At 67.6% G+C, this 14,104-nt stretch carries 13 protein-coding genes; 1 reads left to right on the top strand and 12 read right to left on the bottom strand.

Features of this window, described 5'->3' with window-relative positions; genetic code table 11:
* Positions 1 to 164: 164 nt before the first annotated feature.
* Genes cobT through cbiE form a run of 7 tightly spaced genes read right to left on the bottom strand, consistent with a single transcriptional unit; the run spans position 165 to position 6,474 of the window.
* The gene (cobT, locus tag O7A05_RS04430; RefSeq protein ID WP_337091745.1) at positions 165 to 1,175 is read right to left on the bottom strand and encodes a nicotinate-nucleotide--dimethylbenzimidazole phosphoribosyltransferase; all 1,011 of its coding nucleotides are present in this window, start codon (positions 1,173 to 1,175) and stop codon (positions 165 to 167) included.
* A gap of 24 nt (positions 1,176 to 1,199) precedes the next feature.
* Positions 1,200 to 1,967, bottom strand: coding sequence for an adenosylcobinamide-GDP ribazoletransferase (gene cobS / locus O7A05_RS04425; protein ID WP_337091743.1), 768 nt, complete (start codon positions 1,965 to 1,967; stop codon positions 1,200 to 1,202).
* Positions 1,964 to 3,280, bottom strand: a complete 1,317-nt coding sequence (locus O7A05_RS04420; protein ID WP_337091741.1) for a cobyrinate a,c-diamide synthase — start codon at positions 3,278 to 3,280, stop codon at positions 1,964 to 1,966. The genes cobS and O7A05_RS04420 overlap by 4 nt, the downstream gene beginning before the upstream one ends.
* Positions 3,277 to 4,092 (bottom strand): uroporphyrinogen-III C-methyltransferase, encoded by an 816-nt coding sequence (gene cobA / locus O7A05_RS04415; RefSeq protein ID WP_337091739.1) that lies wholly within the window; start codon positions 4,090 to 4,092, stop codon positions 3,277 to 3,279. Before cobA ends, O7A05_RS04420 begins: the two co-directional genes overlap by 4 nt.
* Positions 4,089 to 4,853 (bottom strand): precorrin-4 C(11)-methyltransferase, encoded by a 765-nt coding sequence (gene cobM / locus O7A05_RS04410; protein ID WP_337091737.1) that lies wholly within the window; start codon positions 4,851 to 4,853, stop codon positions 4,089 to 4,091. Before cobM ends, cobA begins: the two co-directional genes overlap by 4 nt.
* Entirely contained in the window at positions 4,850 to 5,236 is a 387-nt protein-coding gene (locus O7A05_RS04405) for a cobalamin biosynthesis protein (RefSeq protein WP_337091735.1), read from the bottom strand. The genes cobM and O7A05_RS04405 overlap by 4 nt, the downstream gene beginning before the upstream one ends.
* Entirely contained in the window at positions 5,233 to 6,474 is a 1,242-nt protein-coding gene (gene cbiE / locus O7A05_RS04400; protein WP_337091733.1) for a precorrin-6y C5,15-methyltransferase (decarboxylating) subunit CbiE, read from the bottom strand. The genes O7A05_RS04405 and cbiE overlap by 4 nt, the downstream gene beginning before the upstream one ends.
* 1 nt (position 6,475) lies before the next feature.
* On the opposite strand from cbiE, the gene O7A05_RS04395 reads away from it, so the two are divergent.
* The gene (locus O7A05_RS04395) at positions 6,476 to 7,243 is read left to right on the top strand and encodes a cobalt-precorrin-6A reductase (protein WP_337091732.1); all 768 of its coding nucleotides are present in this window, start codon (positions 6,476 to 6,478) and stop codon (positions 7,241 to 7,243) included.
* Here O7A05_RS04395 and O7A05_RS04390 read toward each other — a convergent pair.
* The 5 genes from O7A05_RS04390 to cobN are packed head-to-tail and all read right to left on the bottom strand — an operon-like array spanning position 7,207 to position 14,097.
* A complete protein-coding gene (locus O7A05_RS04390) occupies positions 7,207 to 7,971 on the bottom strand; it encodes a precorrin-3B C(17)-methyltransferase (protein ID WP_337091730.1) in 765 nt (254 codons plus the stop codon). The two genes, O7A05_RS04395 and O7A05_RS04390, sit on opposite strands and share 37 nt — an antisense overlap.
* A complete protein-coding gene (locus O7A05_RS04385) occupies positions 7,968 to 8,705 on the bottom strand; it encodes a precorrin-2 C(20)-methyltransferase (RefSeq protein ID WP_415926953.1) in 738 nt (245 codons plus the stop codon). Before O7A05_RS04385 ends, O7A05_RS04390 begins: the two co-directional genes overlap by 4 nt.
* 8 nt (positions 8,706 to 8,713) lie before the next feature.
* On the bottom strand, positions 8,714 to 9,346 hold the full coding sequence (locus O7A05_RS04380; RefSeq protein ID WP_337091727.1) for a precorrin-8X methylmutase: 633 nt from the start codon (positions 9,344 to 9,346) through the stop codon (positions 8,714 to 8,716).
* On the bottom strand, positions 9,347 to 10,714 hold the full coding sequence (cobG, locus tag O7A05_RS04375) for a precorrin-3B synthase (protein WP_337091726.1): 1,368 nt from the start codon (positions 10,712 to 10,714) through the stop codon (positions 9,347 to 9,349).
* A complete protein-coding gene (gene cobN, locus O7A05_RS04370; protein ID WP_337091724.1) occupies positions 10,711 to 14,097 on the bottom strand; it encodes a cobaltochelatase subunit CobN in 3,387 nt (1,128 codons plus the stop codon). Before cobN ends, cobG begins: the two co-directional genes overlap by 4 nt.
* Between the last annotated feature and the right edge of the window lie 7 nt (positions 14,098 to 14,104).

Genomic DNA, 14,104 nt, shown 5'->3' with positions numbered 1-14,104 from the left:
TTGGTCCTGAGACACGGCCGGCGAAGCCGCGGAAATAAGAATCGCCGCAGATATTAGCTGTTTCAAATACATTGATCGATCTCCCATGAGACGTCTTCGTCTCATGGAATAATCAAGATGACGTTATTTCGACGTTTCGCCAATGTTGAAATTTGGCCGGATCGTTATTTTTCCGACACCCCCGCCTCGGCGAAGCTCGCCATCTTCGAATGGCATTCCAGCGCCGAACGAACGATGTTGACGGCAAGGCAGGCGCCGGAGCCTTCGCCGAGCCGCATGCCGAGATCGAGAAGCGGCGGCAGGCCGAGGGCTTCGAGCAGGCGGCGGTGGCCGGCTTCGGCCGAGACATGGGCGGCGATGGTGTGGGCGAGGCCGGTCGGGTGCAGCCTCGCTAGGGGTGCTGCGGCAGCGGTGCAGACGAAGCCGTCAAGCAGCACCGGCAGGTTGTTCTTGCGCGCGGCGAGTGTGGCGCCGAGGATGGCCGCCAGCTCGCGCCCGCCAAGCGCGGCAGCGATCTTCAGCGGGTGGGAGAGCGCATCGGCATGGCGCTTGAGGCCCGCCTCGATGGCCAAGACCTTGCGCTTCATGCCGGCATCGTCGACGCCGGTGCCGCGTCCGGTCCATTTTTCCGCGCCGCCGCCGAAGAGGGCGGTGGAGATCGCGGCCGCCGGTGTGGTGTTGCCAATGCCCATCTCGCCGAAGCAGACGAGGTCGAGGTCCTTGGTCACGGCATCGTAGCCAGCCGAAACGGCGGCGAGGAACGCCTGCTCGTCCATCGCCGGCGCTATCGTGAAATCGCCGGTCGGATGGTCGAGGTCGAGCGGGATGACGTCCAGCTTGGCGCCGGCGATACGGGCAAGCTGGTTGATGGCCGCGCCGCCGCCGGCGAAATTCGCCACCATCTGTACGGTGACCTCCGAGGGATAGGCCGAGACGCCCTGCGCGGTGACGCCGTGATTGCCGGCAAAGACCAAGACCTTCACATGGTCGAGCTTCGGCATGTCGCGGCCCTGCCAGCGGCCGAGCCAGGCGGCGATCGTTTCCAGCCTGCCGAGGCTGCCTTGCGGCTTGGTCAGCGTGTCCTGGCGGCGGGCGACGGCGCTGGCGGCGGCGTCGCTGCCGGCCGGAAGATCGAGGCAGGCGGCACGAAGGTCTTCGAGGGATTTGAAGCTCATGGGGGCAAGGTCTCCGAAAGAGAATCAGGAAAGGCAAACGGATGCGACGAGCAGCACGGCGATCTCGCCAAACTGCTGCAGCGCGCCGATCGTGTCGCCGGTCTGGCCGCCGATCTGGCTGAGGCAAAGCGCACGGAACGCCATGAAGATCAGGCCGAGCAGGATCAGCGCCGCGATCGCGCCGCCAAGGCCGAGCGCCAGCAGCGCCACGGCACCAAGCGCAGCACCTATGACGGCGGTCTCGGTGGTGACGGTGCCTGCGCCCGCCGACAGGCCATCGCTGCGGGCCGGTGGCAGAAGATGCATGAAGGCGCCGAACAGGCCGCGCGAGCCGGCATGCGCGGCAAGCAGCGCCAGGAACACGTGGCCTGGACCGGCGAGTTCGGAAAGAGAGCTCCAGCGGGTAAGCAGTGACAGCCCAAGCGCCGCCGCGCCATAGGCGCCGATGCGGCTGTCGCGCATGATCTCCAGTTTCCTGTCGCGCGTCCTGCCGCCCCAAAAGCCATCGGCGATATCGGAAAGCCCGTCCTCGTGCAGGCAGCCGGTAACGAGCATCGTCGCGGCGAGCGTGAGCGCCGCGGCCGGTGCTGTGGCGAGGCCGAAGACGGTGGCGATCGCACAGACGAGTGCGCCGATGGTCGCCACCGCGAGACCGGCGAAGGGCGCCGCCCAGATCGCATCCGCCAGGCTGCGGCCGCCGAAATCGCTCGAGGGTAATCTCAGCCGGGTGAAAAAGACGAGGCTGAGGCCGATATCGTCAAGCACTTGCCGGGGTGCGCAAGGACCGCTCATGCGCCCCTCGCAATGGCATGGAAGAAGGTGCCGCTGACATGGCCGCGACGGTAGCCGGAGGCGCCGAGCGGGTTGCGCTGGCCATCGGCAAGGTCGGCCAAGGGCTCGTCATTGCCGGCAGCAAGCATCTGCGCATAGTGGAATTCGTGGCCGCGGATCAACGTGCCCTCCGGTCCCAACGGGCAGGCAGCACGCAGCCGCGCCTCGCGGTAGCCGAGATTCATCTTGCGTTTGGCGAAGCTGGTCGAGTGGCCAAGCAGGCTAAGCATCTTGTGGCTCTCGCCCTCCGCGTCTTCCAGCACCTCACCCAGCACCATGAAGCCGCCGCACTCGCCGTGAACCGGCTTCGTCGCCGCAAAGCGCGCCATTCCGGTTTGGAAGTTCGTCGCGGCCGTGAGCTTGCCGGCATGCAGTTCGGGATAACCGCCGGGCAGCCAGCAGACATCGCAGTCCTGCGCAGGCGCCTCGTCGGCAAGCGGCGAGAAGGGCACGATCTCGGCGCCGGCTTTGCGCCAATGCGTGGCGACATGCGGATAGAGGAAGGTGAACGCGGCATCTTCCGCCAATGCGATGCGTTGCCCGGGCGGCTGCAGCGCGTCACCGAAGTCGCCGGCCGCCGGTTCCAGCGGGGATGCCAGCGCCAGGATGGCGTCGATGTCGAGCGACTTTTCGACCATGTCGGCCAGCCGGTCGAGATGCGCGATCAGGTTCTCGTATTCGCCGGCCTGGACAAGGCCGAGATGCCGTTCCGGGAGGTTGAGCGTCGGATCGCGCAGGATGGCGCCGACCACGGGCAGGCCGATCGCCTCGATCGCGTCGCCGGACAGGCGGCGATGGCGTTCGCTGCCGAGCCGGTTGAGCACGACGCCGGCCATGCGCACATCGGGATCGTAGGTCGCGAAACCCTTGGCCACCGCCGCCGCCGTGGTCGACTGCCCGGAAACGTCGAGCACCAGAAGGACAGGCAAATCATAGAGCCGGGCGAGATCGGCGGCCGAGCCGGAGCGGCCTTGCGGGGCGGGGATGCCGTCGAACAGGCCCATCGCGCTTTCGAGGATGACGTATTCGGCATCGTCCGCGGCTTGGGCCGCCAGCGCGTTGAGCAGGGACGGCGACATCGCCCAACTGTCAAGGTTGACGCCCGACAGGCCGGTGGCGGCGGCGTGGAAGCCCGGGTCGATATAGTCCGGCCCTGACTTTGCGCCGCGCACTTTCAGGCCGCGCCGGGCAAGCGCGCGCAACAGGCCGATGGTGACGCTGGTCTTGCCCGAGCCGGAGCGCGGCGCGCCGATGATGATCGCGCGCGCCGTCATGTGCGGCCCGCCAGTGCCGCGCGCATGGCGACGATCTCGCCGACGACGATCAGCGCCGGCGAAGTGAGCCGGGCCGCCGCGGCCTCCTCAGCGATGGTGGCGAGCGTGGAGACGACGATGCGCTCCTGCGGCGCGGTTGCCGCGACGATCACGGCGGCCGGGGTCGAAGGCGCGAGGCCGCCCTCGAGCAGCTTTGCCGCGATCGCCGGCAAATTGGCCATGCCCATATAGACGATGACCGGCTGCCCGGTGCGGGCGATCGCCGCCCAGTCGAGGTCGTCATCGGTGCCGGCGGCGTGGCCGGTGGCCAGGATGACCGCCTTGTTGATGCCGCGCATGGTGGCGGGAATGCCGGTGGCGGCCAGCGCGCTGAGGCCCGAGGTGAGGCCGGAGAGCACCCGGAACGGAATTCTTTCGCCTGCGAGCGCCAGAGCCTCTTCGCCGCCGCGGCCGAAAATATAAGGGTCGCCGCCCTTCAGGCGCACGACACGGCGGCCTTCGCGCGCCAGCCGCACCAGGAGGGCGTTGATGTCGTCCTGTTTCATGGAGGGTTGGCCGCCGCGTTTTCCGGCATAGAAAAGCTCGGCTCCTTGAGCGACCGCCACGACATCGGGCGAAACCAGGGCGTCATAGACCAGCGCATCGCATTGCCCAAGTGCCGCCAGCACTTCCAGCGTCAGGCAGCCGGGGTCGCCGGGACCGGCGCCGGCCAGCCAGACATGGCCGGGCTCAAGCTCCCGCGGCTTGAAGTTCAGCCGCGCCAGCGCCTGCTCCACATTAGCCCGTCCGTTCGTATTGGCGCTGCCGTTCACAATCCGTCCCGTCCGCGAAAACGCCGCTGGTAGTGGGCGTCGTATAATGAGCTTTCGCCGAAATCCTGCGCTGCGAGCGCGCTGCCGACGAAGATGATCGCCGTGCGCTCCATCGGGTTTTCGGCCAATTGCGCTTCGATGGTGCCCAGCGTGCCGGTCAGGATGCGTTCGTCCGGCCAGGAGGCGCGGAAGACGACCGCGACCGGACACTCGGCGCCGTAAAGCGGCGTCAGATCCGCGACGATGCGATCGATGGCATGGATGGCTAGATGGATGGCTAGCGTGGCGCCGGTGCGGCCGAAGCCGGCCAGCGTCTCGCCCGGCGGCATTTTCGAGGCGCGGCCGGAGACGCGGGTCAGCACCAGGCTTTGCGCGAGTTCGGGAATGGTGAGCTCGCGGCGAAGTGCGGCCGCCGCCGCCGCGAAAGAGGGCACGCCTGGGATCAGCGTGTAGGAGATGCCGTGCTTTTCCAGCCGCCTGATCTGTTCGGCCACCGCGCTCCACACCGAAAGGTCGCCGGAATGCAGGCGCGAGACGTCGTGCCCAGCTTTGTGCGCGGCGACATATTCGGCCTCGATCTTGTCAAGCGACATCGGCGCGGTATCGATCAATTTGGTGCCGGGCGCGCAATGTTCGAGCAGCTCCGGAGCCACGATCGAGCCGGCATAGAGGCAGACCGGGCAACTGGCCAGGAGCCGGGCGCCGCGCAGCGTGATGAGATCGGCCGCACCTGGACCGGCGCCGATGAAATGGACCGTCATGGCACATCTCCACTGATGGCGATGGCGCAGGTCACCGGACCGAGCACGATGCGCGGTCCAAACAGTTTCGCACCTTTTCCGGCCGCGGCCAGGGCCGAGGCTTCCGAAACCGAAGGCGTGCCGGCCTGGGCCTGCGACGCGTCGGAGCGACTGACTGTGCCGGACGAGACGGATTGCAGTGCGGCGTCGGAGATGACGAGCACGGGGAGGTCGAGGTCTCGGGCGGCAAGGAAGATCGCCGGCTCATCGCGCTTGATTTCACCCGTCGCCAATGCAGAAAGCGCCGTCATCGTAAGCCCATGCGCCTCAAGCGCGGTCTCGATCGCGGCACGAACGTCGCCCGCCGTCACACCTTTGCGGCTGCCGATACCTGCGACCATCATGGCTTGACCCAGCTCCACTGCGTGACCGGCATGGCCGGTCGCCACGCCTGCATCGAGCCGACAGGCGCCGCGCGCGAGAGCGCGATGCGGGTCAGGTCGCCGCCGCGTCTGTTGTGCTGGTCGAGCAGCAGCGCCTCCATCTCCAGCGTCACCGCATTGGCGGCGAGCCGGCCGCCGGGACGGAGCGCCTTGATTGCCTTCTCCAGCACGCCGGCATCGCTGCCGCCGCCACCGATAAAGATGGCATCGGGCGTCTCCAATTTTGCCAGCGCCTGCGGCGCGGCGCCTTCGATCACGACGAGACCGGGCACGCCGCAATGCACGGCGTTGCGGTGGATGCGGGCGGCGCGCTCGCTATTGGCCTCGATGGCAACGGTGCGCAGCGAAGGGTGAGCCAGCATCCATTCGATGCCGATCGAGCCCGAGCCGGCGCCGATGTCCCACAGCAATTCGCCACGCCTGGGCGCCAGCGCCGACAGCGTGACGGCGCGGATCTCGCGCTTGGTGATCTGGCCGTCATGCTCGAACAGATGATCGGCAAGACCAGAGGTCAGCGGCAGGATGCGCGCATCCGGCGTCGATTCAATTTCGAGCGCCAGCACGTTGAGCGGGTTGATGTTTTTGAGGTCGAAGGCATCGGCGCGGGAGGTACGATGCGCCTCATCCATACCGCCGAGCGCTTCAAGGACAGTCAGCCGCGAAGGGCCGAAACCGAGCTCGTCGAGCAGTGCAGCGATAGCCGCTGGCGCGTCGGCGCCGGAGGTGAGCGCCAGGATGCGCGCGCCGGGATGGAGCAGGGGCCGGATCAGGTCGATCGAATGGCCGTGCAGCGAGATGCTCTCCACGTCCTGCAAGGCCCAGCCGAGACGGGAGGCGGCTATCGACAGAGACGAGGGCGCCGGCAGGACAAGCATTTGCTCTGGCTTGACCTTGCGCGCCAGCGTGACGCCGACGCCGTGGAAGAACGGATCGCCGGACGCCAGCACGCAGATTTTTTTGCCCGCGAGCGCCAGAACATCGCGCATCTCGGCATCGAAGGGCGTCGGCCACGTGCGGGTTTCGCCCTTGGCCAGCGACGCGACAAGGCTGAGATGCCGCTTGCCGCCGAAGACGACGTCCGCCTGCGCAATGCGCTGCTTGGCCTCGTCGCCGAGACCCGCTACACCGTCCTCGCCGATGCCGACGATGGTGAGCCACCTCGATGCGGGCTTGGCAGCGCGGGCACCCTTAGCAGGCATGATGACCCACCGTATCCTGATCCTCGGCGGAACGACGGAAGCTCGGCAATTGGCCGGGAAGCTCGTCCGCCGCGAGGATTTTTCGGTCACGCTGTCGCTTGCCGGCCGCACCGAAAGCCCGATCGCGCAAGGCGTGCCGGTGCGCGTCGGCGGCTTCGGCGGCGCCGACGGGCTGGCTACCTATCTTCGCGAAGAACACGTCGATCTGCTGATCGACGCCACGCATCCATACGCCGCGCGTATTTCGGCCAACGCCGCTGAAGCCGCAACGAAATCCGGCGTGCCGATCCTTGCGCTGCGGCGTCCTGGATGGGAGCCCGTAGCGGGCGATCGCTGGAGGCTGGTTGGCAACGTCACCGAGGCGGCGCGTGCGCTCGGCACGGCGCCGCGTCGCGTTTTCCTGGCGATCGGCCGACAGGAGGCCGGCGGCTTCGAAGCCGCTCCGCAGCACCGCTATATCGTCCGCAGCGTGGATCCGGTCGAGCCGAAGCTTGGCGTGCCCGATGCGCTTTACCTCCTGGCGCGCGGACCGTTTCCGGAAGCGGACGAAAGGGCGTTGCTCGAAAAATACGGCATTGATGCCGTCGTTTCCAAGAACAGCGGCGGCGAGGCGACCTATGGCAAGATCGCCGCTGCGCGGGCGCTCGGCATCGAAGTGATCATGATCCGCCGACCGCCTTTGCCGGACGTTCCTTCGGCCAAAACCGTCGATGCGCTGGCGGCAAAAGTCGATCATCTTTTCGACCCCGTTGCCGAACGCGGCGTGTAGACCAGCGCGGGTTTTTCGCCGCGCTTGATGATGCGGGTCTCGGGCGAACCGATGATGATGCAGGTCGCCATGTCGGCCTTTGCCGCATCGGCATCCGCCAGCAGAGAGACTTCGACACGTTCGTCGGGCCGGCCGGCGGCGCGGCCGAAGATCACCGGCGTGGTGCCGGGGAGGATCGCCTTCAGGCATTCGAAGGCGCGGCCGAGCTGCCAGGGGCGGGCCTTGCTGATCGGATTGTAGAGCGCGATGACGAAGCCGGCCCCGGCCGCCGCCAGCAGGCGCAGCTCGATCAGCTCCCAAGGCTTCAGATTGTCGGATAGCGAGAGGGCGCAGAAATCATGGCCGAGCGGTGCCCCGATGCGGGCGGCGACGGCAAGCATCGCAGTCACGCCCGGGACAACCGAGATGTCGATGGCACGCCATTCTTCAGGGCCGGCTTCGATCGCCTCGCAGACGGCGGCGGCCATGGCGAAGACGCCAGGATCGCCGCCGGAGACGACGGCGACGTTGTGGCCCTCGGCAGCCTTGGCCAGCGCCTCTTTGGAGCGGGCGAGTTCCTCGCGATTGTCGGAGGCGATGCGGGTCTGGTCCGGCCGCAGCTCCAGCCGGTCGAGATAGGGCCTGTAGCCATAGAAGAAGGAAGCCTCGGTGACGGCATTGGCAGCCTGCGGCGTCACCTGGTCGGCATTGCCGGGTCCGAGACCGATGACGGTAAGGCGGCCGCTCATGCCTTGGCCCCCGGGCGGGCCGACCAGCCGGCAACCAGCACGATGGCGAAATAGGGCGCCTTGTCGTCCGGCTTTTCGGCGAGCCGCATCGAGACGCTGCCCGGCATGGTGCCGCGTTCGACATAGACGGCCTTGGCCAGCTTGCCGGTCGCTTCCAGCGCGCGGCGGATCTTCGGCAGGTTGCGGCCGACCTTCATGATGACGGCGGCGTCGGTGTCGGCGAGGCGACGGGTCAGCTCGAACTCGCTCATCGTGCCAGGCAGCACACTCAGCACGTCGTCGCCCTGGACAATCGGCAGGCCGGTGGCGGACCAACAGCCGGACATGGCGGTTATGCCAGGGATGACCTCGGTAGGGAAGCGATGCGCCAGGCGCACATGCAGATGCATGTAGGAGCCATAGAACAGCGGATCGCCCTCCGACAGCACCGCCACCATCCTGCCGGCGCCGAGATGGTCGGCTACCTGCTCGGCCGATTGCTCGTAGAAATCGGTGATCTGCGAGCGGTAGTCGTCGTCATCCTTGTCGATTTCCGTCGTTACCGGATAAAGCAGCGGCAACTCGATCATGTCCGGCCGGAAGCGCGCCTCGACGATCGCGCGCGCATTGCTGTTGTTGCCGCGCTTGGCGAAATAGGCGACGACGTCGGCCTCGGCCAACGCGCGCGCTGCCTTCAGCGTCAGAAGCTCGGGGTCGCCCGGGCCGGTGCCGACGCCGACAAGACGGCCTTTCATGATCGCGTTCACAGGCCGGGCCTCGCCAACGAATTGAGCGCGGCGGCCGTCATGGCGCTGCCACCCAGCCTGCCGCGCACGATGGCGTAGGGCGCGCCATAGGAATTCTCGGCCAGCGCATCCTTGGATTCGGCGGCACCGACGAAACCGACCGGCATGCCGATGATCGCGGCGGGCTTTGGCGCACCGTCGCGCAGTTTTTCCAAGAGATAAAACAGCGCGGTCGGCGCGTTGCCGATAGCGACGACCGATCCGGCCATGCGCTCGCCCCAGAGGTCGATCGCGGCGGCCGAGCGGGTGTTGCCGATTTGCCTGGCGATGTCGTGGGTGCGCGGGTCGCGCAGCGTGCAGATCACCTCATTGCCGGCCGGCAGCCGGGCGCGGGTGATGCCGTGCGCCACCATCTCGGCATCGCAGAAGATCGGCGCGCCGGCGGCGAGCGCGGTGCGGGCGGCGTCGACGAAACCGTCGGAGAAAACGAAATGGCTGGCGGCTTCGACCTGGCCGCAGGCATGGATCATGCGGATCGCGACATCGGCCTCCGCTTCCGAGAAGCGAGACAGGTCCGCCTCGGCGCGGATGATGGCGAAAGAGCGCTCGTAGATCGCCATCCCGTCATGGATATAGTCGTAGGCGGCCATTCACTGGTTCCGTCGATAGAGTTCGGCGATGCCGGCCGCGCCAAGCCTTGCCAGGCAGGCGGCGGCGGTTTCGCCCTGATGTCGTCCGTCGCGGATTGCGGCAAGAATGCCGGCGACCCCGCGCGCGGCGTCATAGCCCGGCCTGTACGCGGCAGGAAGGGCCTTCGCCGTCCCGTCCACGACAAGTCCGGCTCCGTTTTCGTCGCCGACCAGGGTGAGCGCGGCGGTGCCGGGATGCGCGCAGCCCTTGGCGCAGCCGGAAACGTGCAGGGTCAGCGAGGTGTCAAGGAGGTCCGCGCCTTCCTTTGCGATGGTTTCGGCGATGGCGCGGGTGGCGATGCGGCCGGACGCGCAAGCCGGCGTGCCGGGGCAGGCGGCGATGCGGGTGCGCGGGTCGGCGGGGTCGGTGACGAAGCCGAGCGCGGCGGCGGAGGCTTTGAGCGAGGAGGGGGCGGAGAGGCCGAGGAAGAGCAAGGCGCGACCTGGCGCAAGGCGGATTTCGGTGGCGCCGAGGTTTGAGGCTTGGGTGGCGAGGTCGATGAGGTTTTGCGCCGGCATGCTGCCGTAGGGCAGGGCGATGCCGAGGGCGTGGCTGTCCGTGAGAGCGAAGGTGCCAATGGGATGGGTCTTAGGCTGGCGTTTCTTCACACCCCCCTCTGTCCTTGCGGGGGAGATGTCCGGCAGGACAGAGGGGGGTGTGACGGAATGCCAACGTGCGAGTGAATTGAGCTGTCTTTCAGACAAATCTCTTGTGTGGACCTCACGACCTCGCTCAGCCACCATCCTTAACGCCGCCACAGCAATGTCGCGGGAAGCATCAGCATCGACCGTCGCGAGCGGCCTTGCACTGCGCCCATCGCAGGCAACCGACAGGCTCCAAAGAACATCATCGCCAGCCCATACGGCCTTCAGCCGCACATCGGCCGTCACGGCATCCATCGTAAGCTGCCCACCTCCGTCGACAACCACCGACACCTTCGGTCCCAGTCTCGCCGTCAGCCCGGCCTTCTCGATCGCCGTCCTGATGCGCTCCGCCAACGGGCGTGGATCGGCGATCTCTTCCGGATCGATTCCTGCCAGCGGCCCCGTCTCGACCGGCACGCCGGTCCGCACCGCGATGCCGAGCGCATCCACTTCGTTCGCCAGCAACCGGGCGCTTTCGGCCGTCAAACCACGGATCTGCAGGCTGCCGCGCGCGGTCACTTCCATGATGCCGTTGCCGTGGCGTAAGGCGGATTCGCCGAGTCCGATCAGCGACTTCGGGTCAAGTCCTCCAGCGACCGGGTTGAGCCGCACCAGCAGCCCGTCGCCGGTCTGCATCGGGGCGCTCAAGGCCGGGCAGGCGCCACGGCGCGAGAATGCGTTCATGCCGCCACCTCGCTTGCCTGGGCCTCGGCGATCAAGGCCGCCAGATCGTCGTCGATGGAATTCCTGAGCGGATGCCAGAGACCGCGCCGACGCGCGGCGAGGAACCGTTCGGCGATGACCTTGGCAGCCGCCGGGTTCTCGCGCAGCAGGAAGGCGCGCACGTCCGGGTCGCCAACATAGGCGTCGTGGACGGCTTCGATCAGCGCGCCCGAAATGGCGTGGGTGGTTTCGGCGAAGCCGACCAGACGGTCGACCGTTTCGGCGAATTCGGAGGCGCCGCGCGGGCCGTGGCGCATCTGGCCGGCGATGAAGCGCGGGTTGACGGCGCGGGCGCGAACCACGCGGGACACGGCTTCGCCGACCGAGCGCGGCTTCGGCTTTTTGGGGTCGGTCGTGTCGAGCACGATGAGGTCGGCATTCCTGCCGAGCGCGGCAAGGGCGGCCGAAAAGCCGCCGATGAAGGCGACGTCGGCCGAGCCTTCGAGGATGTCGCGGCCCGGGTCGTCGCCGGTGTGGACGAGAAGATCGGCTTCGGCGATCCGCCCCTCGAAAGCGCCGGGTGCCGAGATCGCCTCGCCATCGGTGCCGCCATAGGCGTGCGAGGTGGCGTCGAGATAGGCGCGGCCGATCTCCTCGCGCGCGCCCCATTCGCCGCGCGACAGCAAGTCCTCGACGCCGGCGCCATAGGTGCCGGGCGAGGTGCCGAAAATGCGCGGGCCAACCTTGCCCTCCGCGCGGGTCGCCGCGGCGAGGGGGTTTTCCGTGTCGTCTTCGTCGCGGCTGGCGACCGCATTGGCGGCGGTGTCGATCAGCGCGATCTGGGTCGGGAACATGTCGCGGAACAGGCCGGAAATGCGCCAGGTGACGTCGACGCGCGGGCGGCCGAGCGTAGCCGGCGGCAGCACCTCGATGCCAGTGACGCGGCCGGTGGCGGCATCCCATTGCGGCCGGCAGCCCATCAGCGCCAGGCCTTGCGCGATCTCCTCGCCGCCGGTGCGCAAAGAGGCCGAGCCCCAAAGGTCGATGACCAGCGAGCGCGGCCAGTCGCCATGGCTCTGCATATAGCTGCGCACCACTTCTTCCGCCGCCGCCTGGCCGAGGTCATAGGCGGTCGGCGTCGGCATGGTGCGCGGATCGGAGGTGAAGAGGTTGCGGCCGGTGGGCAGCACGTCGGAGCGGCCGCGCGCCGGCGCGCCAGCCGGCCCGGCCTTGATGTGACGGCCGTCGAGCGCGGCCAGCAGGGCAGCCTTTTCGGTTTCCGCGCTTTGCCGGCGCAGCGGATCGGTTTCGTGTTCCTGCGCGCGGCCATAGACATGCAGCCCATCCTTGACGGCGAAATCCTTGAGATCGCAAAGCCACGCGTCGATGCGGCGCAGCGCTTCGTCGGGTTGATCAGCCTTGGCCACGCCCGCTTCAGAAGCGAGGCCAGTCTTCTGCGCGGTCTCGACGATCAGCTTTGCAAGTTGGTCGCGGCGGCGGCGGTCGAGGCCGTCGGCCTGCGCGTATTCGTCGACTAACCGCTCGAGTTTCTGTTGCGCCTCGTCTAGGCCGGCGCCGGTCAGCGGCGGCGGCAGATGGCCGAGGGTGACCGCCGAAATGCGACGCTTGGCCTGCGCCGCCTCGCCCGGATTGGAGACGATGAAGGGATAGATGATGGGCAGCGAGCCGGTGACGATCTCGGGGAAGCAGGTCTCGGAGAGGGCCACCGTCTTGCCCGGCAGCCATTCGAGCGTGCCATGCGCGCCGACATGGATGATGGCATGGACGCCGAGCGATTTCTGCAGCCAGAGGCCGAAAGCGATCAGTTCGTGACGTGGGGGCAGCGTCGGGTCGTGATAGTCGGCTCGGCGGTCGGCGGAACGGCCGCGGTCGGGGGCCCGCGCCACGGTGACGTTGCCGAAAGTGGCGGCGCGGAAGGGGAAGGTTGCCGAGTTCGGCGCTTGAACACCCCCCTCGCGCGAACCTATCCCTTCTGCCTTGCCCCACGCCGCCTCAACAGAAGCTCGCGCAGCCTCGGGCAGTTCGGCTGAAAGGGTGGCGTATTCCGTCAAGGCAAGGCCCTGGCCGCCCGCCTCCAGCGCATCCAGCAACCCGCGCGGCGATTGCGGGATCCTTTCAACCGCATAGCCCTGTTCCTTCAGGTCATGCAGCATCGCAAGCACACTGGAGGGCACATCGAGCCCAACGGCATAACCTGTCCGCCCGGGCGCGCTCGGATAATCAGGGATCAGGATCGCCAGCTTGCGCTTTGCTCGCTCCGTCCGCTGCAGGCGAATAAACGCGGCGATCCGCTTGGCCACCTGCGCCACGCGGTCGGCCTCGGGTCGGTTGGCGAAGGCGCGGAAGGCCAGCGCCGGATCGGTCTCGACCTCGCCTTTGAAGGAGATGGCGCCGGCCAGGATGCGGCCGTCGAGCTCGGGCAGCACGACATGCATGGCAAGGTCGGCGGGCGCCAGGCCGCGCTGGTTCTTTTCCCAGACCTCGCGTCTCGTTGTGGCGACGATGACCTGGAAGACGGGCACGCCGGCCCGGTCGAACAGGGTTTCGGCGCCGGGTTCTGCGCCCGAGGCGAAGGCGGTGGCGGTGACGATGGCGGCGGGGTTCAGTGTTGCGATGGCATTCTCGACGAAGGCCAGCGATGCCGGATCTTTGAGGCTGGAGACGAAGATCGGCACAGGCGCTAGGCCTTGCGAACACAGGGCGTCAACGAGTGCGTCGATCGGCGCGACGTCGGCGGCAAGCAGCATCGAGCGGTAGAAGAGGATGGGGATGACGGCGAAATTGTCGACGTCGAGTTCCGCCTCTAAAAGGTTCGGCTTCTCGACGACACCAATTCCCGGCTGATAAAATCCCGCCTTCGGCACGCTGACCGGTTCGGTCATGGCCGCATCCGACCCGGCAAGCCTTGCCAGCCTTTGCACCAGCGCGCCCATATTGGCCGGGCCGCCTTCGCGGAAATAGGCGAGCAGGGCGTCCAACTCGGCGCGCGGCAGGGTCGAGCCTTCGATCAGCCGCAGGTCCTCGTCATGGCTTTCGCCGGGCAGCAATGCCAGCTTGATGCCGCGTTCGCGCGCCACCGCGGCGAGCTGGTCACAGCCATAGCGCCACCAGTCATAGCCGCCGAGGATGCGGACGAGGATGAGCCTGGCGTGGCGGGCGACGCTGTCGATCCACAGGTCCACCGACATCGGGTGGCGAAGGTCGCGCAGCGCCGCAAGCCGCATGGACGGCAGCCGCGCCGCATCCGTCTTCCAGGCCGTGGCCAGGCCGCCGAGATCGCTGTCGGTGAAGGACAGGGCCACGACATCCGCAGGCGTCTGCCTGAGGTCGATCGGCTCGGCGAGATCGTCGAGCGAAGCGGATGTGGTGGCGAGGATGTGCATCGCTTTT

The organism is Mesorhizobium argentiipisi (SeqCode) (genome assembly GCF_037179585.1).
Taxonomy (GTDB): Bacteria; Pseudomonadota; Alphaproteobacteria; order Rhizobiales; family Rhizobiaceae; genus Mesorhizobium; species Mesorhizobium argentiipisi.
Note: the sequence above shows the minus strand (reverse complement) of the source record. Positions and strands in the feature narration are given on the sequence as shown.